The sequence below is a fragment of the Pseudomonas sp. TH08 genome, from assembly GCF_016651275.1.
Taxonomy (GTDB): Bacteria; Pseudomonadota; Gammaproteobacteria; order Pseudomonadales; family Pseudomonadaceae; genus Aquipseudomonas.
The window spans coordinates 1,327,613-1,353,613 of sequence record NZ_JAEKEE010000001.1 but is presented as its reverse complement, the minus strand read 5'-3'; the positions used below and the strand labels follow the sequence as shown (position 1 = coordinate 1,353,613).

The 26,001-nt window shown below is 58.9% G+C and carries 26 protein-coding genes; 17 read left to right on the top strand and 9 right to left on the bottom strand.

Annotated features, from left to right (window positions below; all coding sequences use genetic code 11):
- The first annotated feature begins 106 nt into the window (after positions 1-106).
- Positions 107-2,137: a M3 family metallopeptidase gene (locus JFT91_RS06380; RefSeq protein ID WP_201231856.1), complete on the top strand. Its 2,031-nt coding sequence runs from the start codon at positions 107-109 to the stop codon at positions 2,135-2,137.
- 9 nt (positions 2,138-2,146) lie between these two features.
- Here JFT91_RS06380 and JFT91_RS06375 read toward each other — a convergent pair whose 3' ends face one another.
- Positions 2,147-2,791, bottom strand: coding sequence for a dual specificity protein phosphatase family protein (locus JFT91_RS06375; RefSeq protein WP_201231855.1), 645 nt, complete (start codon positions 2,789-2,791; stop codon positions 2,147-2,149).
- Positions 2,792-3,096: 305 nt separating this feature from the next.
- Here JFT91_RS06375 and JFT91_RS06370 point away from each other — a divergent pair, with 305 nt between their 5' ends.
- Genes JFT91_RS06370 through JFT91_RS06360 form a run of 3 tightly spaced genes read left to right on the top strand, consistent with a single transcriptional unit; the run spans position 3,097 to position 6,941 of the window.
- Complete coding sequence (locus JFT91_RS06370) at positions 3,097-3,843, top strand: gluconate 2-dehydrogenase subunit 3 family protein (RefSeq protein WP_201231854.1); 747 nt, start codon at positions 3,097-3,099, stop codon at positions 3,841-3,843.
- A gap of 2 nt (positions 3,844-3,845) precedes the next feature.
- A complete protein-coding gene (locus JFT91_RS06365) occupies positions 3,846-5,630 on the top strand; it encodes a GMC family oxidoreductase (protein ID WP_201229631.1) in 1,785 nt (594 codons plus the stop codon).
- A gap of 12 nt (positions 5,631-5,642) precedes the next feature.
- Positions 5,643-6,941, top strand: coding sequence for a c-type cytochrome (locus JFT91_RS06360; RefSeq protein ID WP_201231853.1), 1,299 nt, complete (start codon positions 5,643-5,645; stop codon positions 6,939-6,941).
- Between the two features lie 55 nt (positions 6,942-6,996).
- On the opposite strand, the gene JFT91_RS06355 is transcribed toward JFT91_RS06360, so the two are convergent.
- A complete protein-coding gene (locus JFT91_RS06355; RefSeq protein ID WP_201231852.1) occupies positions 6,997-7,269 on the bottom strand; it encodes a hypothetical protein in 273 nt (90 codons plus the stop codon).
- A 262-nt stretch (positions 7,270-7,531) separates the two neighbouring features.
- Between JFT91_RS06355 and JFT91_RS06350 the strand changes: the two genes are divergently transcribed.
- Positions 7,532-8,077 carry a hypothetical protein gene (locus tag JFT91_RS06350; protein WP_201231851.1) on the top strand — a complete coding sequence of 182 codons (546 nt, stop codon included), beginning with the start codon at positions 7,532-7,534 and terminating at the stop codon, positions 8,075-8,077.
- Between the two features lie 103 nt (positions 8,078-8,180).
- On the opposite strand, the gene JFT91_RS06345 is transcribed toward JFT91_RS06350, so the two are convergent.
- Complete coding sequence (locus JFT91_RS06345) at positions 8,181-8,483, bottom strand: hypothetical protein (RefSeq protein ID WP_201231850.1); 303 nt, start codon at positions 8,481-8,483, stop codon at positions 8,181-8,183.
- 244 nt (positions 8,484-8,727) lie between these two features.
- On the opposite strand from JFT91_RS06345, the gene JFT91_RS06340 reads away from it, so the two are divergent.
- Positions 8,728-9,786, top strand: a complete 1,059-nt coding sequence (locus JFT91_RS06340; RefSeq protein ID WP_201231849.1) for a PA0069 family radical SAM protein — start codon at positions 8,728-8,730, stop codon at positions 9,784-9,786.
- A gap of 100 nt (positions 9,787-9,886) precedes the next feature.
- Here the strand turns inward: JFT91_RS06340 and JFT91_RS06335 are convergent, their stop codons facing one another.
- On the bottom strand, positions 9,887-10,321 hold the full coding sequence (locus JFT91_RS06335) for a hypothetical protein (RefSeq protein ID WP_242489222.1): 435 nt from the start codon (positions 10,319-10,321) through the stop codon (positions 9,887-9,889).
- 353 nt (positions 10,322-10,674) lie between these two features.
- Between JFT91_RS06335 and JFT91_RS06330 the strand changes: the two genes are divergently transcribed.
- Together JFT91_RS06330 and JFT91_RS06325 are read left to right on the top strand one after the other, a co-directional pair.
- Positions 10,675-11,406 (top strand): carbonic anhydrase, encoded by a 732-nt coding sequence (locus tag JFT91_RS06330; RefSeq protein ID WP_201231848.1) that lies wholly within the window; start codon positions 10,675-10,677, stop codon positions 11,404-11,406.
- 90 nt (positions 11,407-11,496) lie between these two features.
- The gene (locus JFT91_RS06325) at positions 11,497-13,023 is read left to right on the top strand and encodes a SulP family inorganic anion transporter (protein ID WP_201231847.1); all 1,527 of its coding nucleotides are present in this window, start codon (positions 11,497-11,499) and stop codon (positions 13,021-13,023) included.
- Between the two features lie 137 nt (positions 13,024-13,160).
- Here JFT91_RS06325 and JFT91_RS06320 read toward each other — a convergent pair whose 3' ends face one another.
- Entirely contained in the window at positions 13,161-13,811 is a 651-nt protein-coding gene (locus tag JFT91_RS06320) for a hypothetical protein (RefSeq protein WP_201229617.1), read from the bottom strand.
- A gap of 369 nt (positions 13,812-14,180) precedes the next feature.
- Between JFT91_RS06320 and coxB the strand changes: the two genes are divergently transcribed.
- From coxB to JFT91_RS06300, 4 genes are all read left to right on the top strand, one after another.
- Positions 14,181-15,311 (top strand): cytochrome c oxidase subunit II, encoded by a 1,131-nt coding sequence (coxB, locus tag JFT91_RS06315; RefSeq protein ID WP_201229615.1) that lies wholly within the window; start codon positions 14,181-14,183, stop codon positions 15,309-15,311.
- An 82-nt stretch (positions 15,312-15,393) separates the two neighbouring features.
- The gene (gene ctaD / locus JFT91_RS06310; protein ID WP_201229613.1) at positions 15,394-16,980 is read left to right on the top strand and encodes a cytochrome c oxidase subunit I; all 1,587 of its coding nucleotides are present in this window, start codon (positions 15,394-15,396) and stop codon (positions 16,978-16,980) included.
- 435 nt (positions 16,981-17,415) lie between these two features.
- A complete protein-coding gene (locus tag JFT91_RS06305) occupies positions 17,416-17,967 on the top strand; it encodes a cytochrome c oxidase assembly protein (RefSeq protein ID WP_201229610.1) in 552 nt (183 codons plus the stop codon).
- Positions 17,968-17,992: 25 nt separating this feature from the next.
- A complete protein-coding gene (locus JFT91_RS06300) occupies positions 17,993-18,880 on the top strand; it encodes a cytochrome c oxidase subunit 3 (RefSeq protein ID WP_201229609.1) in 888 nt (295 codons plus the stop codon).
- A 76-nt stretch (positions 18,881-18,956) separates the two neighbouring features.
- Here JFT91_RS06300 and JFT91_RS06295 read toward each other — a convergent pair whose 3' ends face one another.
- Complete coding sequence (locus tag JFT91_RS06295) at positions 18,957-19,160, bottom strand: twin transmembrane helix small protein (protein ID WP_102902573.1); 204 nt, start codon at positions 19,158-19,160, stop codon at positions 18,957-18,959.
- A gap of 71 nt (positions 19,161-19,231) precedes the next feature.
- On the opposite strand from JFT91_RS06295, the gene JFT91_RS06290 reads away from it, so the two are divergent.
- From JFT91_RS06290 to JFT91_RS06270, 5 genes are read left to right on the top strand one after another with little or no spacing between them, the layout of a single operon-like run.
- Positions 19,232-19,972, top strand: a complete 741-nt coding sequence (locus JFT91_RS06290; protein WP_201231846.1) for an SURF1 family protein — start codon at positions 19,232-19,234, stop codon at positions 19,970-19,972.
- Entirely contained in the window at positions 19,938-20,531 is a 594-nt protein-coding gene (locus JFT91_RS06285) for a PA_0111/PP_0108 family redox-active disulfide protein (protein ID WP_201229607.1), read from the top strand. The genes JFT91_RS06290 and JFT91_RS06285 overlap by 35 nt, the downstream gene beginning before the upstream one ends.
- Before the next feature lie 10 nt (positions 20,532-20,541).
- Positions 20,542-21,621 (top strand): COX15/CtaA family protein, encoded by a 1,080-nt coding sequence (locus tag JFT91_RS06280; RefSeq protein WP_201231845.1) that lies wholly within the window; start codon positions 20,542-20,544, stop codon positions 21,619-21,621.
- Positions 21,609-22,508 (top strand): heme o synthase, encoded by a 900-nt coding sequence (gene cyoE / locus JFT91_RS06275; RefSeq protein WP_201148741.1) that lies wholly within the window; start codon positions 21,609-21,611, stop codon positions 22,506-22,508. Before JFT91_RS06280 ends, cyoE begins: the two co-directional genes overlap by 13 nt.
- Entirely contained in the window at positions 22,505-23,140 is a 636-nt protein-coding gene (locus JFT91_RS06270) for an SCO family protein (protein WP_008081211.1), read from the top strand. Before cyoE ends, JFT91_RS06270 begins: the two co-directional genes overlap by 4 nt.
- A 232-nt stretch (positions 23,141-23,372) precedes the next feature.
- Here JFT91_RS06270 and JFT91_RS06265 read toward each other — a convergent pair whose 3' ends face one another.
- The 3 genes from JFT91_RS06265 to JFT91_RS06255 all read right to left on the bottom strand — a co-directional run bounded on the left by JFT91_RS06265 (position 23,373) and on the right by JFT91_RS06255 (position 25,904).
- A complete protein-coding gene (locus JFT91_RS06265; protein ID WP_201148743.1) occupies positions 23,373-24,143 on the bottom strand; it encodes a MetQ/NlpA family ABC transporter substrate-binding protein in 771 nt (256 codons plus the stop codon).
- A 79-nt stretch (positions 24,144-24,222) separates the two neighbouring features.
- On the bottom strand, positions 24,223-24,897 hold the full coding sequence (locus JFT91_RS06260; RefSeq protein ID WP_201231844.1) for a methionine ABC transporter permease: 675 nt from the start codon (positions 24,895-24,897) through the stop codon (positions 24,223-24,225).
- Positions 24,897-25,904 (bottom strand): ATP-binding cassette domain-containing protein, encoded by a 1,008-nt coding sequence (locus JFT91_RS06255; RefSeq protein WP_201231843.1) that lies wholly within the window; start codon positions 25,902-25,904, stop codon positions 24,897-24,899. The genes JFT91_RS06260 and JFT91_RS06255 overlap by 1 nt, the downstream gene beginning before the upstream one ends.
- Positions 25,905-26,001: the final 97 nt, after the last annotated feature.

The following is a 26,001-nucleotide window of genomic DNA, read 5'->3' as shown; positions in this document are numbered from 1 at the left end:
CCCACCTTTCACCGATTGCTCGGTGAAAGGTGGTAACTATGTACCGCCCTTCCCCTGCGCTTCCTGATTAGGCTGTCTGTTTCAGCCATCCCTCAAGGAAGACGCCATGCCTGATTCCAATCCGCTGTTACAGCACTGGACGCTACCTCCGTGGTCGACGGTGCGCGCCGAACACCTGCTGCCGGCCATCACAACGATTGTGACCAACAATCAGCAGACCATTGAGCACGTCATCGCCAGCCAGACCGAGCAGCCGAACTGGGACGACCTGATCCTCGCCATCAATGAAGCCGATGCGCGTCTGGATGAAGCCATGGCCATCATCGAAATCCTCTCGACGGTCAGACCCGACGATATCGACTGGCTCAGGGAGAGCGCGTTGTGCAGCCTGACGGCAGCTCAGTACACCGCCGAAAGGAACACCGATGCGGCGCTGTACCGAACCTATCAACGGCTGGCGAACAGCTCGGTCGCCGCAAGCTTCGATGATCCGCGCAAAGCTTCGCTGGCGAAAATCCTGCGCAAGTTCCGCTTGTCCGGCATCGATCTTCAGCCAGCACAGCAACACAAGCTCGCCCGCCTGAACCGCGCCATCCGCCACTTGGAGCAGGTGTTTCAAAGCAATCTGGAACAGGCCAACGCCGCGTGGAGCAGGCACATCGACGACGTCACCCAGCTCGAAGGCTTGCCCGCCGCAGTGAAGGCGCGCCTTGCCCTCAATGCCAGTCAGGCAGGACTTGAAGGCTGGCGGCTCACGCTGGATCAAAACACCTTTCGGTCGATCATGAGCCACGCGCACAACCGAGCGCTGCGCGAGGACTGTTTCACGGCATGGATGAATCGAGCGTCCGACCTTGGCCCTCAGGCGCAAGAACTGGATAACGCTGCAGTCCTGACCGTGTTGCTCGCTTTACGCCAAGAGAAAGCCGAATTGTTGGGCTTCGAGAATTTCGTGCAGTTGCGCCTGGCCAATCGCATGGCCACTTCCACAGAACACGTCGCAGCCTTTTTGCGCCAGCAGATAGCCGCGAATACGCCAGCCCTGCAGCGCGATGCCAAGGCCCTGAAAGCGTTCGCACACACACGCGGGATAGCGCAGATACAGGCATGGGATGAGGACTTCCTTGCCGAGCAATTACGCCTTGAACAATTGAACGGCGCACTGAAGGGCTTGCGGCAGTATTTCCCGCTGGATGGCACGTTGCGTCGGCTCTGTCAGTTCAGTGAGCGCCTCTTCGGGATTGCCATTGTCGAGCAAACGTCCTTCAGCCACTGGCACGAAACGGTTCGGCTTCTGGAAGTCAGCGAGCATGGGCAAGTGATCGGGCATATCTACGTGGATCCCTTTCACCGCGAAGACGTTGCCGACTACGCCTTCACTTCAGCTTTGCGTATTCGCCGCGTCAACGCCGAAGGACGTCCTTCGCTACCGATTGCTCACCTGTACTGCAACTTCACCCCCGCCACCGAGGATCATCCGTGCCTGCTTTCCCACGAGAGTCTGCGCGTGCTGTTCCACGAATTCGGGCATTGTTTGCAACATGTGCTGACGCGCTCGCCTCACCGTAACCTGTCGGGGATATCCCAACTCGGCCGCGATACCGCCGAATTCGCCGGGCAGTTGTTCGAACACTGGTGCCTGTCAGGCGAATTTCTGCTGTGGCTGGGCGCCCATTACCAGAGCGGCGAACGCCTGACAGAACAACGCGTCAACACCGCACTGACGGCCATCGGCGCCCACACCAGCCGGGCTACCGGCATGTTGCTGATGAGTGCGCTGTTTGATCTGGAGTTGCATTGCAGCCAAGGCGATGGCCGCAGCCTTGAGCAGGTGTTCGAGGACGTGCAACGCGAGATCCCGGAACTGCGAATGTCGGGGCATCACCGCTTTGCCAATGGCTTCGACTACCTGGTGACCGGTTACGAGGCCTCGGTCTACGCCTACAAATGGTCGGGTGTGCTGGCCAGCGCCGTGTTCACGCGATTTCAGCGCGATGGCGTGTTCGATCCACAAACCGGTCGGGATTTTCGCGAGGCCTTCTTTGCCCCCGGCGACTCACGTTCGATGCTGAGCGCGCTTGCGGCCTTTCTCGGCCGGCCCGTCAACCCAGGACTGCTGGCATCCCCGACCGATTGAGCCGCTCGATCACTTGAGATTGACCGACTGAAACCAGCTCTTCATCGAGCAGGTCGCAAACGCGCTGGTGCTGCAATCACCATTGGCCAGCGCGGTGCGCAATTTGTCGGCATCGGCCTGCATCACATAACGCACGCTGTCGCGGAAATGGCCGCTTTCACCAAAACCGCCCTGGGTCATTTCGCTCAAGGCGTCTTCTTTGCTCCAGCCCTGCACCACCACTCGATACATCGCTGCCATCAGGCCGGTGCGGTCGGAACCGTGTTTGCAATGCATCAGCACCGGGCCATTGGCCTCGGCAGCCTGAATGGCACGCAGCGTCTTGAGAACGTCGGCATCGTCGACATGGTTGGTGCGATAAGGCAACTGCACCTGGTTGATGCCAGAGTCGGACAGCCAGCTACTGTCGGCTTCCGGCAGGAAGTTGATCACCGTCGCGACCTTGAGATTTTTCAGCAGCGGCACCGCCCCACCATCGGGCAATGCGCTGCGGTAGAGCGTCGGCGACATCTGGAACAGGTTGTATTGCACTTCGACCGGTTGCGCCCATTCGTTCGGGCGCACCGTTGCCGCCGCCGCAGCCTGAGCGGGCATCCAGTGCAATAGTGCAACAAGCGATAAACACAAAGCAGGGAAAAAACGCACTCGGGACATGCTGGGGTGACCGTGTCGGGATTGATCGGTGAGAGGTGCCACAGCATCGATGTTCAGCGGTCAAAGCCCCGTGAGCCGATTGTCAAAGAAATGTGAATCGAAGCTGTTTCAGCACATGCGCTGAAGAAAAACCGCGGTTTTTTCCGCTGAATCGGTTCATACAGAAGCTTAGCCTGCTACCATTTGTCACACGATGTTGCAGACTCGTCCCCCTTTTCCGGGTCAGACCGGTTGCGTCGCGACGAAAAATCCTCAAGCCGTTCGCAGAAACGGCTGACCCCCTAATGCCTGATGAGGTGCCCTCCATGTCTGATGCAGATCGAGACAATCCGCGGCGTGAGTTTTTGCGTAAATCCCTGACCCTGATTCCGGTCGTCACTCTGGCCGGTACCGCGCTGGGCAGCAGCGTCTTGCAAGCCGCGCCTGAAACCGCACCGCCTGCGCCCCCAGCACAACCGGCCCGCACAGACGCCAGCGTCTACCAGCCGAGCTATTTCACCGCCGAAGAATGGGCGTTCATCAATGCCGCCGTCGCGCAATTGATCCCTAACGATGCCCAGGGTCCGGGCGCGCTCGAAGCTGGCGTGCCGGAATACATCGACCGGCAGATGAACACCCCGTACGCCGCCGGAGCCCTGTGGTTCATGCAAGGCCCGTTCAATGCCGACGCCGCGCCGGAGATGGGTTGGCAGAGCAAACTGGTGCCTAAAGAGATCTATCGCCTCGGCATCGCCGCCACGGATCAGTGGGCAAAATCCCTCAACGGTAAAGTATTTGCTGAGCAAGACAGCGCTACCCGAGACGATTTGCTCAAGCAACTAGAAGCTGGCAAACCGCAGTTCGACGCGGTTCCGGCGAAGATTTTCTTCAACCTGCTGCTGCAAAACACCAAGGAAGGGTTCTTCTGCGACCCGATCCACGGTGGCAACAAAGGCATGGTCGGCTGGACCATGATCGGCTTCCCCGGCGCCCGCGCCGATTTCATGGACTGGGTGGAACGCAACGAGCAATACCCCTTCCCGGCAGTTTCGATTCGCGGCGAGAGGGCGTGAGCATGGCAACGGTAATGAAGAAGGTCGACGCAGTGATCGTCGGTTTCGGCTGGACAGGCGCAATCATGGCCAAAGAGCTGACCGAGGCTGGGCTCAACGTGCTGGCGCTGGAGCGCGGGCCGATGCAGGACACCTACCCTGACGGCAACTATCCACAGGTGATCGACGAACTCACCTACAGCGTGCGCAAAAAACTCTTCCAGGACATCTCCAAAGAGACCGTGACCATTCGCCATAGCGTCAATGACATCGCGCTGCCGAACCGTCAGTTGGGCGCGTTTCTGCCGGGCAACGGTGTCGGCGGCGCCGGTCTGCACTGGTCGGGCGTGCACTTTCGCGTCGATCCAATCGAGTTGCGCATGCGTAGCCACTACGAAGAGCGCTACGGCAAAAGCTTTATCCCCAAGGACATGACCATCCAGGACTTCGGCGTCAGCTATGAAGAGCTGGAGCCGTTCTTCGATTTCGCCGAAAAAGTCTTCGGCACCTCTGGCCAGGCATGGACCGTGAAAGGCCAACTGGTCGGTCAGGGCAAGGGCGGCAATCCTTACGCGCCGGATCGCTCCAACCCGTTCCCGCTGGAAGCGCAGAAGAACACCGTTTCCGCACAGCTGTTCGGCAAAGCGGCTACTGAAGTCGGTTACAAACCTTACAACCTGCCTTCGGCGAACACCTCGGGGCCCTACACCAACCCTTACGGCGCACAAATGGGCCCGTGCAACTTCTGCGGGTTCTGCAGCGGTTACGTTTGCTACATGTATTCCAAAGCCTCGCCGAACGTGAACATTCTGCCGGCGCTCAAGCCGCTGCCGAATTTCGAGCTGCGCGCCAACGCGCACGTGCTGCGGATCAACCTCGACAGCACGAAAAGCAAAGCCACTGGCGTCACCTACGTCGACGGTCAGGGCCGCGAGATCGAGCAACCGGCGGATCTGGTGATCCTCGGCGCGTTCCAGTTGCACAACGTGCGTTTGATGCTGCTCTCGGGCATCGGCAAACCCTACGACCCGATCAGCGGCGAAGGCGTGGTCGGGCGTAACTTCGCTTACCAGAACATGGCGACCATCAAGGCGTTCTTCGACAAGGACACCCACACCAACAACTTCATCGGCGCCGGCGGTAACGGCGTGGCGCTGGATGACTTCAACGCCGACAACTTCGACCACGGCCCGCACGGCTTCGTCGGTGGTTCGCCGATGTGGGTCAACCAGGCCGGCAGCCGGCCGATTGCCGGCACTTCCAACCCGCCGGGCACACCGGCCTGGGGCAGTGCGTGGAAACGCGCGACCGCCGATTACTACACCCATCAGGTCTCGATGGACGCCCACGGCGCGCATCAGTCCTACCGTGGCAACTACCTCGATCTCGACCCGGTTTACCGCGATGCCTACGGCTTGCCGCTGCTGCGGATGACGTTCGACTGGCAGGAAAACGACATTAAGATGAACCGCTTCATGGTCGAGAAAATGGGCAAGATCGCCGAAGCCATGGGCCCGAAAGCCATTGCCGTGATCGGCAAGCAAGTCGGCGACCACTTCAACACCGCGGCCTACCAGACCACCCACCTCAACGGTGGCGCGATCATGGGCACCGACCCGAAAACCAGCGCACTGAACCGCTACTTGCAGAGCTGGGACGTGCATAACGTCTTTGTGCCGGGTGCGTCGGCGTTCCCGCAGGGCCTGGGTTACAACCCGACCGGTCTGGTCGCGGCATTGACCTATTGGTCGGCGAAGGCGATCCGTGAGCAATACCTGAAAAACCCCGGCCCGCTGGTTCAGGCTTAAGGAGCGATGACCATGAAGACTCTCGTTATCGCGACCCTGGCGCTTCTCGGCAGTGCCTCAATCCATGCGGCCGACGTTGATCAGGCATTGATCAAACAAGGCGAATACCTCGCCCGCGCCGGTGACTGCGTGGCCTGCCATACCGCCAAGGGCGGCAAACCTTTCGCCGGCGGCCTGCCGATGGAAACTCCGATCGGCACGATCTATTCGACCAACATCACCCCGGATAAAACCGGCGTCGGTGAATACAGCTTCGAAGACTTCGATCAGGCCGTACGGCATGGCGTCGCCAAAAACGGCAGTACGTTGTACCCGGCGATGCCGTATCCGTCCTACGCGCGCGTCAGCGAAACCGACATGAAGGCGCTGTACGCGTTCTTTATGCACGGCGTTGAACCGGTCGCGCAGGAGAACAAGGCCAGCGACATTCCGTGGCCGTTGAGCATGCGCTGGCCGCTGATGGGCTGGCGCTGGATGTTTGCACCGAAAGTCGAGGACTACACCGCGACCAGTACCGACCCGGTGATCGACCGTGGCGCGTATCTGGTTGAAGGCCTCGGCCATTGCGGCGCCTGCCACACTCCACGTGCGCTGACCATGCAGGAAAAATCCCTGAGCGCGACTGACGGCAAAAACTTCCTCGCCGGCAGCGCGCCCCTGGAAGGCTGGATCGCCAAGAGTTTGCGCGGTGATCACAAGGACGGCCTCGGCGGCTGGAGCGAGGAGCAACTGGTGCAATTCCTCAAAACCGGTCGCAGCGATCGCAGCGCGGTGTTCGGCGGCATGAGCGATGTGGTCACCCACAGCATGCAATACATGACCGACGCCGACCTGACCGCGATTGCCCGTTACCTGAAATCGCTGCCGGCCAATGATCCTGCCGACCAGCCGCACCAGTACGACGAGAAAGCCGCCAAAGCCTTGTGGAACGGTGACGACAGCCAACGCGGCGCCTCGGTGTACATCGATAACTGCGCGGCGTGCCACCGTACCGATGGCCACGGTTACACGCGAGTGTTCCCGGCGCTGGCGGGCAATCCGGTGCTGCAATCGGAAGATCCGACCTCGCTGATTCACATCGTACTCAAGGGCGGGACTTTGCCGGCGACCCACACCGCACCTTCGACCTTCACCATGCCGGGTTTCGCCTGGCGCTTGTCGGATCAGGAAGTGGCGGATGTGGTGAGTTTTATTCGTGGCAGTTGGGGTAATAAAGGCGCGCCGGTGAAAGCTGCCGAGGTAGCCAATCTGCGTAAAAACGACATGCACACGACATCCGGGGATGACCTGGGGCAGGTCACTGCGCATTAACGAGAATTGAATACCGCTGACATGGCATTAATGTGTTTGCTGTGTCAGCGGTAATTCAACGCCTGGATTGAAAGTCGCATAATTGCGCGAATGCATCAGCCAGCTGCAAATAGAGCTTCCTTTCATATTTGTCGATGTCTTCATCAACAGCATCGACAGCGTCTTCGGATATCAGGTCATACCGACCATTGCCTTGAGACGTAGAGGCGAACAGCGAGTAGTCGTAGTCCAACATTTCGATCGCATCTTCATCGTAGTGATAAAACGCGATCTCCGGATTTCCGTTTTGGTCTTTATCCGCAATCTCCAGCAATATCCTGATAGCCATGCATCAAATCCTTCAACTGATTGCGTTACGCCAACCGGCAATCTGCCGAGGGTTCCTTGAAGTTAACGACTGGAGAGAACCCGGTCTACTGTGAGACCTGACAGGGTGTATAGCCATACAGTCAGCAAACCTGATCAATCGGTGCTGTAAATGCATACACCTGTCAACTCTGACAGTAGACGCTCGCTTTTAGGTTACTTAATGTGCAAAGGGACAGAGATTCAATGGCCCTTAATTTCGCGCTGGTATGGAGCACATGGAAATGAGCTATTCAGTGTTATATGAGTTCAGATACACGGATGGGATCGGAACAGCCGAAGCGGTAATTTCCCGATACAACAATGGCGATGTTGTTAATTCAGCACCCGACGTCGTCGTCACGGCGTACGCCAATACCGCCAACGGAAAATATGACACGGTCACCGGAGTCGACGATGTCGAGGGCGACGGCGACACTGATGAGGATGACGACTCCTATTACACCCTGGCAGGCGATCTCGCCTCTGCGATTGTCGGCTTGAGTAACGTCGGTGAAGGACGTCTTTACAAATGCATGCTTATCTCATTTGGAGACAACGCCTCAGGGAGCAAACTTGCCGACGTCAACATTGGCTTGTTTGATGTCGCGAACTCCGATTTGACTCGCCCGAATTCAGTCGTGACCGTCACAGGTTATGACAAGGGGTTGTATACAAAAGTGCTGGCGTCAACGGACGCAGACGGTGATGGCGATATTGATCTGGACGATGAGTTTATTTTCAGAAAAATAGCGGGCTCTTTTGCCTCAATGAGAGACTTTAAAGTTTGAATAATCACTGAGATGGTCGCTACCGTTTTGACGAAACACTGTCCGGACAAAAAAGCCTGCATGCGTAAATCATGCAGGTTTTTTGCATTTATCACCGTGTACGTTACGGATTAACGATACTTACGTAAGCCTTGGCCAGTGCTACCAACTTGGCCTTGTCATCACTATCAATATCGCCGTCGCCGTCCACATCTTTCTTGTCCGTGCGGATGGTGAAGGACTTGCCTTGATCGCTGGACACCGCGACCACGTAGGTCGAATCGACCAGTGCTTCGGTCGACAACTCCTCCTCGGCATTCCAGCCCAGTTCCTTGCGGGCCAGTTGCATCGAAACAATGGTATTGGGTTCCGATTGACTCGGAAGCAACATTTGTAGAAATACACCACGTTGATTGAGAAACGACATAAATTAAATCCTTTTAGAATTCATACACAGGCATCAGTGCCGGTAATTTTCGAAGGCTATAGATGATAATTTTTCTTCACAACCCAACATATGTTTCGTGGGTTGTCTCTTGTTCCAGTTATATATATGAACAACCCAGCGCATGGCAGACCTAAACCGCACCTGTATTCCTAAGCCGAACGGTACTGGATGGTTCAGGGCTTGACCCTGTACTGTATGCATATACAGATTTGAGGTTCGCGCAATGATCAGCCCTCTCCCTCCTCGCGGTCGCGGCACCGCGACTGACCCGCACAATCGCTTCGCGCCAAGCCGTTCGGTGGCCGAGGATGACGGCTGGTATCAGGAAGTGCCCGAGACGCAAAACACCGAGGTGATGATCGAAACCGCGAAAACCATCATCACTCGCAACACTTCGCCGGACCTGCCCTTTGATCGCTCGATCAATCCTTATCGCGGTTGCGAGCATGGCTGCATCTATTGCTACGCGCGGCCCAGCCACGCCTATTGGGACATGTCGCCGGGGCTGGATTTTGAAACCAGGCTGATCGCCAAGACCAACGCCGCCCAGGTGCTGGAAGAACAGCTCGGGAAAAAAGGCTATCAGTGCGCGCCGATCAATCTGGGCTCCAATACCGACCCGTATCAGCCGATCGAGCGCGAACACAAAATCACCCGCCAGACCCTCGAAGTGCTGCTGCGTTATCGCCATCCGGTGACCATCATCACCAAAGGCTCGCTGATTCTGCGCGACCTTGACCTGCTCACCGAGTTGGCGCAGCAACGGCTGGTGGCGGTAATGATCAGCCTGACCACGCTGGACGACGAACTCAAACGCATCCTCGAACCTCGCGCGGCGGCTCCCAAGGCGCGATTGCGTGCTATTCGGGTGATGCGCGAAGCGGGGATTCCGGTCGGCGTGCTGTGTTCGCCGATGATTCCGATGATCAATGACAGCGAAATCGAAAGCCTGCTCACCGAGGCCCATGCGGCCGGTGCCCAGAGTGCCGCGTACATGATGTTGCGCCTGCCGCTGGAAGTGGCGCCGCTGTTCGAGGAATGGCTGGCTGCGCACTATCCGCAAAGGGCTGCGCATGTGCTGAGCCTGATTCGCCAGAGCCGTGGCGGCGAGCTCTACGACAGCCGTTTTGGCGCCCGCATGCGTGGCGAAGGGCCGTTCGCCGATCTGCTCGCGCAGCGGTTTGCCAAAGCCATCAAACGTCTTGGGCTCAATCATCGCGAAGGCTATAACCTCGATTGCACAGCCTTTTGTCCGCCGGGTCGCCAGATGTCGCTGATCTGATGACTCATTGGCTGCTGCCCACGTGCTGTTAGTTGAAATCCAGCGGATGCGTGTTTAAACCGGGGCCGACATGAGAGTTCATGTCAGCCCCGATAATGGCTCAGGGATTCAAAATACTGTTGTAAGCCTTGGCCAGGGCTGCCAGTTTTGCAGTGTCCTTGGCATCAATGTCGCCATCACCGTCAATGTCGGTTTCGACAGGACCCATTCTGAAAGTCTTGCCGCGATCCCTCGATATGGCCGTGACTACTTTGGAGTCTGCAAGCGACTCGGTTTTTTCATGGGTAACCGGGTCTACACGTTCCTGTTTGGTTGCCAACTGCATAGTGATCATAATTTCGTGCTGAGGGCCGTTAATCACCATCCGGTCGAGGAACACACCCCGAATGTCTCTCGAGCGATAAACACTTGTCATGTAAAACTCCTTTTTGTGGTTGCCTCCATGGCAAGCTCGATAATACGAAATAACCCGCAGAAAACTACCCGACATGTGTGTCGCAAAATTAACCTGCAAGCGCTCTGGTAAAAAACTCATGAAAAACCCTGAGGGTGGCATTCGTGGTCCGGCCGCACGACGAGCCTGATCATTGACATCCGTGCGGGCAAAATCAGCCTTTTGTCCGCCGGGTCGCCAGATGTCGCTGATTTAGCGACAATTAGCCTATGGTTGAGGGGTTGGAATCCTTCCGCCGAAATTACCCAGTCACATTTTTTGTGACCTGGAACACACGTTCTAGAGCGTTTGATTCAGTTTGAGTTAAGTTTCGGCGGCTACCTTGTTCATCGAGTGACTGACGGGTCGGGACGACCCGGATGTTTTAAACAGCCACTGGCTTCACACCGGAATACATGGGAACGACTCCCCTAATCCGCCTATGAGGATGAATCATGAGTGACAAGGATAAACAGCCGATAGCTGCGTCGGCGCAAGCCGTCCCCGTGGCGGACTCCGCCGATGCAGCGCTGCGACAGATCGTTGACGGCTTTTTGCATTTTCATCATGAGGTCTTCCCGCAGCAGGAAGAACTCTTCAAGAAACTCGCCACGGCCCAGTCGCCGAAGGCGATGTTCATCACTTGCGCCGACTCGCGCATCGTCCCCGAACTGATCACCCAAAGCTCCCCCGGCGATTTGTTCGTAACCCGTAACGTCGGCAACGTAGTACCGCCTTACGGCCAGATGAACGGTGGCGTTTCCACCGCCATCGAATACGCGGTACTGGCGCTCGGCGTGCAACACATCATCATCTGCGGCCACTCCGATTGCGGCGCCATGCGCGCGGTGCTCAACCCGGACAGCCTGGAAAAAATGCCGACGGTCAAAGCCTGGTTGCGTCACGCCGAAGTGGCAAAAACCATGGTGCATGAAAACTGTAACTGCGCCGACGAAAAAGAGAGCATGCCGGTCCTCACCGAGGAAAACGTCATCGCCCAATTGCAGCACTTGCGTACCCATCCTTCGGTAGCCTCACGCATGGCGAACGGTCATCTGTTCATCCATGGCTGGGTCTACAACATCGAAACCAGTGAAATCAAAGCTTACGACGCGGATCAGGGACGTTTCCTGCCGCTCGATGGCAGCCATCCGATTCCGGTGGCGACGCCCAAAGCGCGCTTCTAAAACCTCCTAAACATCTGTGTGGTTTGACGCCGGTCGCTGATTCAGCGACCCGGCCTCGCCATGCCTGAAGAAAACTTCGGGAGAATCACCATGCGTGCTGCTCAATTGAAAGCGGTGTTGCCACGGGAGTTGCTCGCTTCAGTGGTTGTGTTTCTGGTCGCCCTGCCGCTGTGCATGGGCATTGCGATTGCGTCAGGGTTGCCACCGGCAAAAGGCTTGATCACCGGGATCATCGGCGGTCTGGTGGTCGGTTGGCTGGCGGGTTCGCCGTTGCAGGTCAGCGGGCCGGCGGCGGGTTTGGCGGTGCTCGTGTTCGAGCTGGTGCGCCAGCACGGCATCGAGATGCTCGGGCCGATTCTGTTGCTTGCCGGTTTCCTGCAACTGGTCGCCGGGCGCTTGAAGCTTGGCTGCTGGTTCCGGGTTACGGCGCCAGCGGTGGTGTATGGGATGCTGGCGGGGATCGGCGTGTTGATCGTGCTGTCACAGGTGCATGTGATGCTCGACGCCGCGCCGAAACCGTCCGGTCTGGATAACCTCACGGCATTCCCCGGCGCAGTGGCGCAAGCCTTGCCGTCGTTTGGCTGGCAGGCCGGGCTGCTCGGACTCTCGACGATTGCGGTGATGTGGCTGTGGGAGAAATTTCGCCCGCATTCGTTGCGCTTCGTTCCCGGTGCATTGCTCGGCGTCGGTCTGGCGACAGGTGCCAGTCTGCTGCTGGCCTTGCAAGTGAAACGGGTTGAAGTACCGGCGAACCTCGCGGAAGCCATCGATTGGCTGAAACCGGCCGATCTGCTCAGCCTGGCCGATCCGACGTTGCTGATTGCCGCCTTCGCTGTGGCGTTTATCGCCAGCGCGGAAACCCTGTTGTCCGCAGCCGCGGTGGATCGCATGCACAACGGCGTACGCTCGGACTTCGACCGCGAACTGTCGGCGCAAGGGGTTGGCAACATGCTCTGCGGTCTGGTCGGCGCGCTGCCGATGACCGGGGTGATCGTGCGCAGTTCGGCCAACGTTCAGGCCGGTGCCACCACCCGTTACTCGACGATCTTCCATGGTCTGTGGCTGCTAGCGTTCGTGCTGTTGCTGTCGAGCGTGCTGCAAAGCATTCCGGTGGCGAGTCTGGCGGGTGTGCTGGTCTATACCGGTTTCAAACTGGTCGACCTGAAAGCCTTCCGTGGCCTCGGTCGTTATGGGCGGATGCCGATGTTCACCTACGCCGCAACGGCGCTGGCGATCATCTTCACCGACCTGTTGACCGGTGTGCTGATCGGTTTCGGTCTGACCTTGTTGAAGCTGGCGTTCAAGGCTTCGCGACTGAAGATCAGCCTGATCGATTTGCCGCAGGAAGGCGAGATGGAGTTGCGTCTGCTCGGTGCAGCGACCTTTCTCAAGGTGCCGGCGTTGACCCAGGTGCTGAACACCATTCCGGCAGGCGCGACGGTGCATGTGCCGCTCAATAACCTGAGCTACATCGACCATTCGTGTCTGGAGTTGCTGGAAGAGTGGGGCCGGGCGAATGCGGCCAAGGGCTCGAAGCTGTTGATCGAGTCGCGCGGGTTGAAGCGCAGGCTTGAAGGGCGGGTTCGCACCAACACCGGCATAGGTGCGGCTGGCTAACTATCCCATTTTTAACACACCCTCTGTGGGAGCGAGCCTGCTCGCGAAAGCGGTAAATCAGCCAACAGAGATGTTGAATGATCGACCGCATTCGCGAGCAGGCTCGCTCCCACATTGGATCTATGGGGTATGAAAAATTACGCAGCGGGCTGGTCCAGTTCCAGACCCACACCCAGTCGGCGGCCCATGCACGGCCAGCGTTTCCACGCGGCGCCGGTGTCCGGGCTGCTGAGTTTGTCGCGGTAGGCTTCTACCGATTCCAGCGCAAAACTTTCGTCGTTGAGCATCTCGTCGATGGCGTGATGCACCGCTTCGTCCAGTTGGTTGGCAAATTCCTCACCGATCAATTGGTGAGCAATCAGATTAGCGACCGTCATGTCCAAGGGGATCAGTGGCTGGCCGAAATGCTTGATGTACAGGTCGTTGACCTCTTCGACAAAACGGTGCGCCAGATAAGCTTCGTCCAGCAGGCTGTCCAGGCCAACGTGTCCGGCCATGATCGCCGGCGGCTGGAGGAAATACTGCTCGGCGATTTTCAGCACCGGTTTGATCTGCGATTCGATTCCCGCTTCCCTGGCGACTTCATTGGCTGCGTCCAGCAGGTCTGGCACTTCATCGATATAGGCGGCGACAAAACGCGTCAGCACACCTTGGGCGTCGGCTTCCGGCAACTGGATCGCCGGGTGTAAATGAGGAAGCTTGCTTTCCAGTTGGCGGGTCAGCAGGCCAGTGTCTTTCTCATGCTTTTGGGCTTTTTGGATCTGCTCGCGCAATGCGGCGGTGTTCATGAAAACTCCAGGAAACAAGGCAATGAAATAGGGAAGACATAACTTAGCTGGCTTACGAAAAATGCTAAGACGCATTTGTCATAATTATTTCATCCTTGATGCACCTGCGTTATATCCATTTGCCACCACTCGTCTGCATCCTTCTCCATTCGTGCCCTCGAACGCAAGCCCCAGCTGTTTCAGATCATTTACCTCGGCACATTGCATTTCTCAGTCGCTGTCTATACTCGCCATTGAATGGAGTTAGCTGATGACGCCCGACTGCACCCGCAGCAAGGCCCGGCGATTCAAGTTCGTAGTCTGATGCAGCCGCTCCCTTGCCGCAGGCGAAAGCCGGCGGGATAACAAGAACGATAAGGGGAACCCGCAATGATGCGACATCCACATGTCTGGATGGGCCTCCTGTTGTGGTCGATTTTCAGCCAGGCGAATGCAGCCTGGACTGTGAATATGGCGCCTGGAGCGACTGAAATCAGTCACGCAGTATTCGACCTGCACATGACCATTTTCTGGATCTGTGTGGTGATCGGGATCATCGTCTTCGGCGCCATGTTCTGGTCGATGATTGTCCATCGCCGGTCAACCGGTCAGGTCGCCGCGAAATTCCACGAAAGTACCACCGTCGAAATTCTCTGGACCATCGTGCCGTTCCTGATTCTGGTGGTAATGGCCATTCCGGCGACCGCGACCCTGATCAGGATGTACGACACCAGTGAGCCGGATATCGATATCCAGATCACCGGTTACCAGTGGAAGTGGCACTACAAATACCTGGGCCAGGACGTCGAGTTCTTCAGCAACCTGGCCACCCCCGCCGAGCAGATCCACAACAAGGAAACCAAGGGCGAGCATTACTTGCTTGAGGTCGACAAGCCGTTGGTGCTGCCGACCGGGGCCAAGGTGCGCTTCCTCGTGACTTCCGCCGACGTTATCCACTCCTGGTGGGTGCCGGCCTTCGCGGTCAAGCGCGATGCGATCCCGGGGTTCGTCAACGAAGCCTGGACGCGCATCGACAAGCCCGGCATCTACCGTGGCCAGTGCGCCGAACTGTGCGGCAAAGACCACGGCTTCATGCCGATTGTGGTCGAGGTCAAGGAAAAACCCGACTACGAAAAGTGGCTCGCAGATCGCAAAGCCGAAGCCGCACAGCTCAAAGAGCTGACCAGCAAGGACTGGACGCTCGACGAACTCAAGGAACGCGGCGACAAGATCTATCACACCACTTGCGTGGCCTGTCACCAGGCCGAAGGTCAGGGCCTGCCACCAATGTTCCCGGCGCTCAAGGGCTCCGAACTGATCATGAAAGGCAGCAAGGCCGATCACCTGCATCGTGTGGTCTACGGCAAACCGGGCACGGCCATGGCGGCGTTCGGCAAGCAGCTGTCGGAAGTCGATATCGCCGCGGTCGTGACCTACGAACGTAACGCCTGGGGCAACAACAAGGGCGACATGGTCACGCCAAAAGAAGTGCTGGAGATGAAACAGGCGGGGGACAAATGAGCCGGCCTATCACATCTACCCGCCACGGTTCGCGGCCAGCCGCCGCGAATCACCTCGCCTGTTCACGTAAAGGAGACCGGCCATGAGCGCTGTAATCGATGACCATGGTCATGCCGACCACGCCCACGGCCCCGCAAAAGGCCTGATGCGCTGGGTGCTGACCACCAACCACAAGGACATCGGCACGCTGTACCTGTGGTTTGCGTTCTCCATGTTCCTGCTGGGCGGCACGTTCGCCATGGTGATTCGCGCCGAGCTGTTCCAGCCCGGTTTGCAGATCGTCGAGCCGGCGTTCTTCAACCAGATGACCACCATGCACGGCCTGGTGATGGTCTTCGGTGCGGTGATGCCAGCGTTTGTCGGCCTCGCCAACTGGATGATCCCGTTGATGATCGGCGCGCCGGACATGGCCTTGCCACGGATGAACAACTTCAGCTTCTGGCTGTTGCCGGCGGCATTCCTGATCCTGGTGTCGACCCTGTTCACTGCCGGTGGCGGACCGAATTTCGGCTGGACGTTCTACGCGCCGCTGTCGACGACCTACGCGCCGGAAAGCGTCACCTACTTCATCTTCGCCATCCACTTGATGGGCATCAGTTCGATCATGGGCGCGATCAACGTGATCGCGACCATCCTCAACCTGCGCGCCCCCGGCATGACGCTGATGAAAATGCCGCTGTTCGTCTGGACCTGGCTGATCACCGCGTTCCTGCTGATCGCGGTGATGCCGGTACTGGCCGGGTGCGTGACGATGATGCTGATGGACATCCACTTCGGCACCAGTTTCTTCAGTGCTGCCGGTGGCGGTGATCCGGTCTTGTTCCAGCATGTGTTCTGGTTCTTCGGGCATCCCGAGGTGTACATCATGATCCTGCCGGCCTTCGGCGCCGTCAGCTCGATCATCCCGACCTTCTCGCGCAAACCGCTGTTCGGCTACACCTCGATGGTCTACGCGACGGCGAGCATCGCCTTCCTGTCGTTCATCGTCTGGGCGCACCACATGTTCGTGGTCGGCATTCCGCTGGTGGGCGAACTGTTCTTCATGTACGCCACGCTGCTGATCGCCGTGCCGACCGGGGTCAAGGTGTTCAACTGGGCCAGCACCATGTGGCAAGGCTCGCTGACCTTCGAGACACCGATGCTGTTTGCCGTGGCGTTCGTAATCCTGTTCTCCATCGGCGGTTTCTCCGGGCTGATGCTGGCCATCGCCCCGGCGGACTTCCAGTACCAGGACACCTACTTCGTGGTCGCGCACTTCCACTACGTGCTGGTGCCGGGGGCGATCTTCGGGATCTTCGCGTCTACCTACTACTGGCTGCCGAAATGGACCGGGCACATGTACGACGAAACCCTTGGCAAGCTGCACTTCTGGCTGTCCTTCGTCGGCATGAACCTGACGTTCTTCCCGATGCACTTCGTCGGTCTGGCGGGGATGCCACGACGGATTCCGGACTACAACCTGCAATTCGCCGACTTCAACATGGTCTCGTCGATTGGCGCGTTCATGTTCGGCACCACGCAGCTGTTCTTCCTGTTCATCGTCATCAAGACCATCCGCGGCGGCCCGCCAGCACCGGCCAAACCATGGGATGGCGCCGAAGGCCTGGAGTGGAGCGTGCCGTCACCGGCGCCATACCACACCTTCACCACACCGCCGGAAGTGAAATGAACACCCGGCCGTTGGTGAGATGTGTACAGGCACACAGACCTCCTTGGGATCCCCAAAGATCCCCTGTGGATGCTCACAGATATTTTTTGGATGCACACAAAACCCCTGTGGATGCTCACAGATATCTTTTGGATGCACACAAAACCCCTGTGGATGCTCACAGATATTTTTTGGATGCACACAAAACCCCTGTGGATGCTCACAGATACTTTTGGGATGCACACAAAACCCCTGTGAATGCTCACAGATATTCTTTGGATGCACACAAAGCCCCTGTGGCGAGGGGATTTATCCCCGTTGGGCTGCGCAGCGGCCCCAAAATCTGCGATCGAGATTTATCAGGCAGACCGTGTGCGCTGGATTCAGGGCTGCTGCGCAGCCCAACGGGGATAAATCCCCTCGCCACAAAGGCATCACCGATAGGGGGTGGAAGCCATGGCTGACTCGGTCTCGATGAAGAAACTCGTGACTCGCCTGCTCGGCGTGGTCGTGGCGATGTTTGTTTTCGGTTTCGCCCTGGTGCCGATCTACGACGTGATGTGCAAAGCCTTCGGCATCAACGGCAAGACCGCCGGGCAGTACGAGGGCGAGCAAGTGGTCGACACCTCGCGCCAGGTGCGCGTGCAGTTTTTGTCGACCAACAACGTCGACATGCCGTGGGATTTCTACCCCAAGCACGACGAATTGACCGCCAACCCCGGCGCCGTCAACGAGATGATCTTTATCGCGCGCAATCCCACCGACAAACCGATGAGTGCGCAAGCCGTGCCAAGCATCGCGCCGAGCAATGCGGCGGCGTATTTCCACAAGACCGAATGCTTTTGCTTTACCCAGCAGGTGCTGCAGCCCGGTCAGCAGATCGAAATGCCGGTGCGCTTCATTGTTGACCGCGACATGCCCAAGGATGTGAAGCACCTGACGCTGTCCTACACGCTGTTCGATATCACCGCCCGACATCCTCCAGTGGCTGTAAACACTGGCGGTTGAGCGTGCCCGATAAGGAGAACAATAAATGGCAACTCATGAGCACTATTACGTTCCGGCCCAGAGCAAATGGCCAATCATCGCCACATTCGGCATGGCCATCACCGTGTACGGCCTGGCGACCTGGTTCAACGACCTGAAGGCGGCGCGCCCGGAATCCCACGGCCCGTACATCTTTTTCGTCGGTGGCCTGCTGCTGGCGTACATGCTGTTCGGCTGGTTCGGTGCGGTGATCAAGGAAAGCCGCGCGGGCCTCTATAGCTCGCAGCTGGATCGCTCGTTCCGCTGGGGCATGAGTTGGTTCATTTTCTCCGAGGTGATGTTCTTCGCAGCGTTCTTCGGTGCGCTGTTTTACGTGCGGCACATCTCCGGGCCGGCGCTCGGCGGTGAAGGGCCGAAAGGCATCGCGCATATGTTGTGGCCAAACTTCCAGTTCACCTGGCCGCTGCTGCACACCCCGGATCCGAAACTGTTCCCGCCACCGAAAGAAGTCATCAGCCCGTGGGGCCTGCCGCTGATCAACACGATCCTGCTGGTCAGCTCCAGCGTGACCATCACCATCGCCCACCATGCGCTGAAGAAAGGCCATCGCGGCGCGCTGAAAATCTGGCTGGCGATCACCGTGTTGCTCGGCTGTGCGTTTCTCGGTTTCCAGGCCGAGGAATACATGCACGCTTACCACGAGCTGGGCCTGACCCTTGGTTCGGGGATTTATGGCGCGACGTTCTTCATGCTCACCGGGTTCCACGGCGCCCACGTGACCATTGGCACGATCATCCTGTTCGTGATGCTGATGCGGATCATGAAGGGCCACTTCGATGCCGAGCACCAGTTCGGTTTCGAGGCGGCGAGCTGGTATTGGCACTTCGTCGACGTGGTGTGGATCGGCTTGTTCATCTTCGTTTATGTGCTTTAACAACAGCGGCAAGCGGCAAGCCTCAAGCTCAAAGCGGTAAAGCTTCTACTTGTAGCTTGTAGCTGACCGCTTGCAGCTACCACGTAACGTGGGACACCAGTTGGCCGCTGTAGAAGCCCCAGGCGATCAAGCCGACGGTGGCAGCGGCCAAGGCCACCCGAACACTCAAGGCGATGACCAGGCGATTTGAGCTGCTGTCGTCCTTGACCAGGAAAAACAGGCCGCTGAACAGGCTGATCACCGTGGCAATCAGCATCAGGACGATCGCTGTTTTGAGCATGGGAAGAACTCCGGGGGACAGGCGATGCAGTTGAGTATAGCGATCGCAACGACTGACTTTGTGGCGCGGCCATGAAGCGCTTCCGCCCGGGCGTAATACCGACCGTGGTGGTGGCGCTGTTGCTGCCGCTGCTGGTGTCGCTGGGCTTTTGGCAACTGAGCCGTGGCGCAGAAAAAACCGCCCTGCTCGCCAGTTACGCCGAACGCCGCGCCGCCGAACCGATGGCCAGCACCGAGTTGCCGCACAGTACCGATCCGGCCTATCGCCGCGTGCACCTGCACGGCCAGTTCGATGCTGCGCACAGTCTGTTGCTGGATAACCGCCAGCGCAACGGCAAGGTCGGCGTCGAGCTGCTGCAACCGTTTCAGGATCAACGCAGCGGCCTCTGGCTGTTGGTCAATCGCGGCTGGCTGCCATGGCCGGATCGCCGCGTACCGCCGCAATTCACCACGCCCACCGAGGCGCTGAATGTCGATGCGTGGGTCTACGTCGCCCTCGGCGCCACTTTCCAACTCCACGCCGATCCGGTCAGCAGCACCTGGCCGCAAACCATCACCGCCGTCGAACCCGCCAAGCTGTGGAAAACCCTCGACCGCGATGGCTTCGCCTACGAAGTACGCGCCGAACCCGGCCCGGCCAGCTACGAGGCCGATTGGCCGGTGGTTGCCATGGGCCCGGAAAAACACCTTGGTTACGCCGTGCAGTGGTTCGCCATGGCCACCGCCCTGCTCGGCCTCTACATCTATTTGGGCTTGCACAACGCAAAGGAGAAACACCATGGGAACGGCCATGAATCCACCCAGCATGTCTGAGGCGAAACCTGTCGCCAGCCGTCGTCGCGGACGCATTCAACTGTTGCTGATCCTGCTCGGCGTGATCGGCCCGATGATCCTCGCCACCGGCATGTACAAATTACAGTTCTGGGTGCCGGACGGCCGCAGCTACCACGGCGAACTGATCGGCAATGGCCAGACCCGCGCCGACCTTGGCGTGCAGGCTGATGATGAACGCTGGCAGATGCTGGTCACAGCGCCGAAGGATTGCGCGGTGGATTGCCAGCAGCTTGTTTACCTCGCGCGGCAGATTCAGATCGGTCTGGGTCGCGATGCCGGGCGCGCCAGCCACGCGCTCGCCGTTGCGCAACCGGTCAGCACCGATTACGAGGCCAAGCTCAGCCGCGAATATCCACAATTGCAACGTTACCCGCTGGACGTGACCACGTTCAGCAAGACCACAGGCGACAAGGCCGCGCCGCAGCTGTGGATCATCGACCCGCACGGCAACCTCGTGCTGCGTTACGAGCCGAATGTGAAAGGCAAGGATCTGCTCAACGACCTGCGTCACCTGCTGAAACTGTCGAACATCGGATAAGGGCATCGTCATGGCCAAACCTGGATTTCGCCTCGCGCTGTTTGCCACCCTGCTGGCACTGATTGTGGTGCTGCTCGGCGCCTACACCCGCCTGACCCACGCAGGCTTGGGCTGCCCGGACTGGCCGGGCTGCTACGGGTTTATCAGCGTGCCGAAAAGCGAAACCCAACTGGCCCATGCCGAACTGCATTACCCCGACTCGCCCGTGGTGGCGCACAAGGGCTGGAACGAGATGATCCACCGCTACTTCGCCGGCACCCTCGGCATGCTCATTTCGATTCTGGCCGGGCGCGCGTGGGTCAACCGTCGTCATCCGGGGCAGCCATTGAAATTGCCGCTGTTTTTGCTGGCCGTGGTGTTTGCGCAAGCGGCATTCGGCATGTGGACGGTGACGCTCAAGCTCTGGCCGCAAGTGGTCACCGGGCATTTGCTCGGCGGTTTTGCGACCTTGAGTCTGCTGTTTTTGCTGACGCTGCGATTGTCCGGGGTACTGCCGGCGCTGACCGTGCCCAAGCGTTTGCAGTATTGGGCGACAGCGGGATTGTTGCTGGTGATCGGCCAGATCGCGCTGGGTGGCTGGGTCAGTTCCAACTACGCGGCGGTGGCCTGCATCGACTTCCCGACTTGCCACGGCCAATGGTTGCCGCCCGCAGACTTTGCCAACGGTTTTCACCTGACCCAGCACATCGGCCCGAATTATCTCGGCGGGCAACTCGACAGTGATGCACGCACAGCGATTCACCTGACTCACCGCATCGGCGCACTGCTGGTGACGCTGGTGCTGCTCGGTCTGGCGTGGCAATTGAAAGTGGTCGGCATGACGCGCCTGGCCGGATTGGTCGTCGTCGCCCTCGCCGCCCAAATCACCCTGGGCATCAGCAACGTGCTGTTCCATCTGCCGCTGCCGGTCGCCGTGGCGCATAACGCCGGCGGTGCGGCGTTGTTGCTGACCATGGTGCTGGTCAACTATCACGCGCGCACCAGTCTGGTCCGGGTCAGACAACCGGTGCTCGCCCGTTGGCGCCTGAGCCCGCGTAAACACGCAGCCGCGCCCATCACAATAAAAGGAGAAACGCCGTGGCGATTCTGATTGGCGAACGTCCGCATCAGGCGATCTGGCGTGATTATCTGGAGCTGACCAAGCCGAAAGTCGTGGTGCTGATGCTGATCACCTCGCTGGTCGGCATGTTCCTCGCGACCCGCGCCGGGGTGCCATGGACGGTGCTGGTGTTCGGCAATCTGGGGATTGCGTTGTGTGCCGGCGGTGCGGCGGCGGTCAATCATGTGGTGGATCGACGCATCGATGCGGTGATGGCGCGCACGCACAAACGACCCTTGGCCGAAGGCCGGGTTTCACCTGCGGCGGCGCTGACTTTTGCCTTGGTACTGGCGCTGCTCGGTCAGGCCCTGTTGCTGACCTTCACCAATCCGCTGACGGCGTGGCTGACGCTGGCCTCACTGCTGGGTTACGCGGTGATCTATACCGGTTTCCTCAAACGCGCGACGCCGCAGAACATCGTCATCGGCGGCCTCGCTGGCGCCGCGCCGCCACTGCTCGGCTGGACTGCCGCCACCGGCCACGTCAGCGCCGAACCGCTGTTGCTGGTGCTGATCATCTTCGCCTGGACGCCGCCGCACTTCTGGGCGCTGGCGATTCATCGCAAAGAGGAATACGCCAAGGCCGACATCCCGATGCTGCCGGTGACCCACGGCGAGCACTACACCAAAGTGCACATTCTGCTGTACACCTTCGCCCTGCTGGCGGTGAGTCTGCTGCCGTACGTGATCCACATGAGCGGCGCGCTCTACCTGATTTGTGCGCTTGGCCTGGGCGCAAGGTTTCTGCAATGGGCCGTGGTGCTGTACCGTGGCACTCGGCCGCACGCGGCGATCAACACCTTCAAGTACTCTATCTGGTACTTGTTCCTGTTGTTCATCGCCCTGCTCGTAGACCACTACTTACTGTTGAACCTATGACTCGAACCCAGAAAACCGTCTTCATCCTCGTTGCCGTGATCGCGCTGATCCTCGGCCTGACCGTCAACAAAGTGCTGAGCGGCAAGGGCCAGGGCGACCCGACTGCGTTGATCGATGCCGGCATTATCCTGCTGCCGCAAAGCCGCAACCTGCCGGACGTAACGATGACCGATCAGGACGGCAAACCGGTCGCGATCAATGAGTTGAAAGGTAAGTGGAGCCTGCTGTTCTTCGGCTACACCTTCTGCCCGGACATTTGCCCGACCACGTTGGCGCAACTGCGGCAGATCAAGAGTGAACTGCCCAAAGACGCTGTGGACAAGTTGCAAATCGTGCTCGTCAGCGTTGACCCGAACCGCGATAACCCCAAGCAGTTGAAGCAGTACCTGGGCTACTTCGATCCGCAGTTCATCGGCCTGACGCCGACGTCGATTGAAGAGCTGCAGAAGGTGGCGAATGCGGTGAGTATTCCGTTTATACCGGCGGACACCAGCAAGCCGAATTACACCGTCGACCATAGCGGCAACCTCGCGGTGATCGGGCCGGACGGCACTCAGCGCGGGTTTATTCGGGCGCCGTTGAACAACGCCAAATTGGTCGCACAACTGCCGGTGATGCTGAACCGCAAGTAACGCACCACTGGAAGCACCGGGACTCTTTGTGGCGAGGGGATTTATCCCCGTTGGGCTGCGAAGCGGCCCCAAAACCTGCGACCCGATTCCCACAGTCACACCGCGTGCACTGGCTTTGCGACGGCTGCGCCGCCGAACGGGGATAAATCCCCTCGCCACAAATGCAGTGCGGTAAGCAGGCACAAAAAAGGGGACGCACTTGGCGTCCCCTTTTTCGTTGCAACGACCTGAATCAGAACGCCGGCAATACCGCGCCTTTGTACTTCTCGGTGATGAATTGCTTCACTTCCGGGCTGTGCAGGGCGGCGGCCAGTTTCTTCATCGCGTCGCTGTCCTTGTTGTCCTCGCGGGACACCAGGATGTTCACGTACGGCGAATCATTGCCTTCGATCACCAGCGCATCCTTGGACGGATCGAGTTTGGCTTCCAGCGCGTAATTGGTGTTGATCAGCGCCAGGTCAACCTGAGTCAGCACGCGCGGGATGGTCGCGGCTTCCAGTTCACGGATTTTCAGGTCTTTCGGGTTCTGCGCGATGTCTTTGACGGTCGACAGGATGTTTTTCGGATCCTTCAAGGTGATCACGCCTGCCTTGGCCAGCAGCAACAGCGCACGGCCGCCGTTGGTGGCATCGTTCGGGATCACCACGTTGGCGCCGCTTGGCAGGTCCTTCAGATCCTTGATCTTGCTGGAGTAGGCGCCCAGTGGCTCGAGGTGCACACCGGTCACGGCAACCAGGTGGGTGCCCTTGGCCTTGTTGAACTCATCGAGGTACGGCTGGTGCTGGAAGAAGTTGGCGTCCAGACGTTTTTCGGCGACCTGTACGTTTGGCTGAATGTAGTCGGTGAAGACCTTGACCTTCAGATCCACACCTTCTTTGGCCAGTGCCGGCTTCACGAACTCGAGGATTTCCGCATGCGGCACTGGGGAGGCGGCAACAGTCAGGGTTTCGGCGTGGGCCGAGAATGCTGCAACGGCAGCAATAGCAGCGATCAGTTTTTTCATTCAGCTAACTCCTTTTCAAAGCGCCCGTTCCGGCGCCTGCCAGCGAATGGCCGGCTCATCTCTAAGTTACAAAAACCGGTTATTTACGCGAGAAGTGTACGACCAGTCGATCACCGACCATCTGCAACACTTGCACCAGAATCAGCAGCAACACCACGGTGACGATCATCACGTCAGTCTGGAAACGCTGGTAGCCGAAGCGGATCGCCAGGTCACCCAAGCCACCGGCGCCAACCACACCGGCCATCGCCGTGTAGGAAACCAGTGTAATCGCCGTCACCGTAATCGCTGCGAAGATGCCCGGACGGGCCTCAGGCAGCAAGGCATTCATGATGATCTGCCGGGTGGTTGCGCCCATCGATTGGGTCGCTTCGATAATGCCGCGATCGACTTCACGCAGCGCGGTTTCCACCAGACGCGCGAAGAACGGTGTTGCACCCACGACCAATGGCGGAATCGCGCCAGCCACGCCCAGCGACGTGCCTGTGATCAGCACGGTGAACGGGATCATCACGATCAACAGAATAATGAACGGCAGCGAACGGAGGATGTTCACCGCCAGTGACATGAACGCGTAGAAGCCACGGTTTTCCAGCAACTGACGCGGGCTGCAAAGGAACAGCAACACGCCCAGCGGCAGGCCCAGCAGGATGGTGAACAGCAGCGAACCGCCGAGCATCAGCAGGGTGTCGCCGGTGGCCAGCCAGATTTCGTACCGATCGATATTGGTGAAGAAACTGATCAGGTCTTCCATTAGCGCAATACCTCCATGTGAACGTCAGCGGCGGTGAAGCGGGCGAAGGCCGCTTCCATGTCGCCACCGGTGACGGCGAGGGTCAATTGCCCGTAAGGAATGTCTTTGATGCGGTCGATACGACCGGCGAGGATGCTGTAGTCGACACCGGTTTCCCGGGCGACGGTACCGAGCAACGGCGCATAGGTCGCTTCGCCCTGGAAGGTCAGACGCACGATGCGTCCCGGCACGTGAGCGAAGTCATCACGCTGCTCGCTTTCGTCGATCTGCTCGCTTTCCTGAACGAAGCGCTTGGTGGTCGGGTGCTGCGGATGCAGGAACACATCGGCCACCGAACCCTGCTCGACGATCACGCCGGCGTCCATCACCGCCACTTGATCACACACGCGACGGATCACATCCATCTCGTGGGTGATCAGCACGATGGTCAGTTTCAGCTCACGGTTGATCTCGGCCAGCAATTGCAGAACCGATGCCGTGGTCTGCGGATCAAGGGCACTGGTGGCCTCGTCGCACAGCAGAATCTTGGGTTTGGTTGCCAGGGCGCGGGCGATGCCGACGCGCTGCTTCTGGCCGCCGGACAGTTGCGCCGGGTACTTTTTCGCGTGGTCGGACAGACCGACGCGCTTGAGCAACTCGGCGACGCGCTTATCAATGTCGCTGCTCGACAGCTGGCCTGCCAGGGTCAACGGCAACGCAACGTTGTCGGCCACGGTCTTCGAAGCGAGGAGGTTGAAGTGCTGGAAGATCATCCCGACTTGCTGGCGGAAACGGCGCAGGCCGTTGGCGTCCAGCGCAGTGACCTCTTCACCATCGACGAAGATCTTGCCGCCGCTGGAGTCTTCCAGGCGATTGATCAGACGCAGCAGGGTACTTTTTCCCGCACCGGAATGGCCGATCAGGCCGAAGACCTGACCGTTCTCGATCGAGAGGCTGGTCGGGTGCAGGGCGGGTATGTCCTTACCGGCGACGCGGTAAGTTTTGTGGACGTTTTGAAACTCGATCACGTAGCGAACCTTGTGGGGCGCGTTAGAAAAGGATCAGCGGTTAGCCGGGCGCGCATTTTAGCCTGTCCGTATAGAGGTTCTTAGCATTTATTTCTCA

Coding starts and splice junctions, on each gene's coding strand:
- JFT91_RS06380 (WP_201231856.1), top strand. CDS start 107: ATGCCTGATTCCAATCCGCTGTTACAGCACTGGACGCTACCTCCGTGG.
- JFT91_RS06375 (WP_201231855.1), bottom strand. CDS start 2,791: ATGTCCCGAGTGCGTTTTTTCCCTGCTTTGTGTTTATCGCTTGTTGCA.
- JFT91_RS06370 (WP_201231854.1), top strand. CDS start 3,097: ATGTCTGATGCAGATCGAGACAATCCGCGGCGTGAGTTTTTGCGTAAA.
- JFT91_RS06365 (WP_201229631.1), top strand. CDS start 3,846: ATGGCAACGGTAATGAAGAAGGTCGACGCAGTGATCGTCGGTTTCGGC.
- JFT91_RS06360 (WP_201231853.1), top strand. CDS start 5,643: ATGAAGACTCTCGTTATCGCGACCCTGGCGCTTCTCGGCAGTGCCTCA.
- JFT91_RS06355 (WP_201231852.1), bottom strand. CDS start 7,269: ATGGCTATCAGGATATTGCTGGAGATTGCGGATAAAGACCAAAACGGA.
- JFT91_RS06350 (WP_201231851.1), top strand. CDS start 7,532: ATGAGCTATTCAGTGTTATATGAGTTCAGATACACGGATGGGATCGGA.
- JFT91_RS06345 (WP_201231850.1), bottom strand. CDS start 8,483: ATGTCGTTTCTCAATCAACGTGGTGTATTTCTACAAATGTTGCTTCCG.
- JFT91_RS06340 (WP_201231849.1), top strand. CDS start 8,728: ATGATCAGCCCTCTCCCTCCTCGCGGTCGCGGCACCGCGACTGACCCG.
- JFT91_RS06335 (WP_242489222.1), bottom strand. CDS start 10,321: ATGAGTTTTTTACCAGAGCGCTTGCAGGTTAATTTTGCGACACACATG.
- JFT91_RS06330 (WP_201231848.1), top strand. CDS start 10,675: ATGAGTGACAAGGATAAACAGCCGATAGCTGCGTCGGCGCAAGCCGTC.
- JFT91_RS06325 (WP_201231847.1), top strand. CDS start 11,497: ATGCGTGCTGCTCAATTGAAAGCGGTGTTGCCACGGGAGTTGCTCGCT.
- JFT91_RS06320 (WP_201229617.1), bottom strand. CDS start 13,811: ATGAACACCGCCGCATTGCGCGAGCAGATCCAAAAAGCCCAAAAGCAT.
- coxB (WP_201229615.1), top strand. CDS start 14,181: ATGATGCGACATCCACATGTCTGGATGGGCCTCCTGTTGTGGTCGATT.
- ctaD (WP_201229613.1), top strand. CDS start 15,394: ATGAGCGCTGTAATCGATGACCATGGTCATGCCGACCACGCCCACGGC.
- JFT91_RS06305 (WP_201229610.1), top strand. CDS start 17,416: ATGGCTGACTCGGTCTCGATGAAGAAACTCGTGACTCGCCTGCTCGGC.
- JFT91_RS06300 (WP_201229609.1), top strand. CDS start 17,993: ATGGCAACTCATGAGCACTATTACGTTCCGGCCCAGAGCAAATGGCCA.
- JFT91_RS06295 (WP_102902573.1), bottom strand. CDS start 19,160: ATGCTCAAAACAGCGATCGTCCTGATGCTGATTGCCACGGTGATCAGC.
- JFT91_RS06290 (WP_201231846.1), top strand. CDS start 19,232: ATGAAGCGCTTCCGCCCGGGCGTAATACCGACCGTGGTGGTGGCGCTG.
- JFT91_RS06285 (WP_201229607.1), top strand. CDS start 19,938: ATGGGAACGGCCATGAATCCACCCAGCATGTCTGAGGCGAAACCTGTC.
- JFT91_RS06280 (WP_201231845.1), top strand. CDS start 20,542: ATGGCCAAACCTGGATTTCGCCTCGCGCTGTTTGCCACCCTGCTGGCA.
- JFT91_RS06270 (WP_008081211.1), top strand. CDS start 22,505: ATGACTCGAACCCAGAAAACCGTCTTCATCCTCGTTGCCGTGATCGCG.
- JFT91_RS06265 (WP_201148743.1), bottom strand. CDS start 24,143: ATGAAAAAACTGATCGCTGCTATTGCTGCCGTTGCAGCATTCTCGGCC.
- JFT91_RS06260 (WP_201231844.1), bottom strand. CDS start 24,897: ATGGAAGACCTGATCAGTTTCTTCACCAATATCGATCGGTACGAAATC.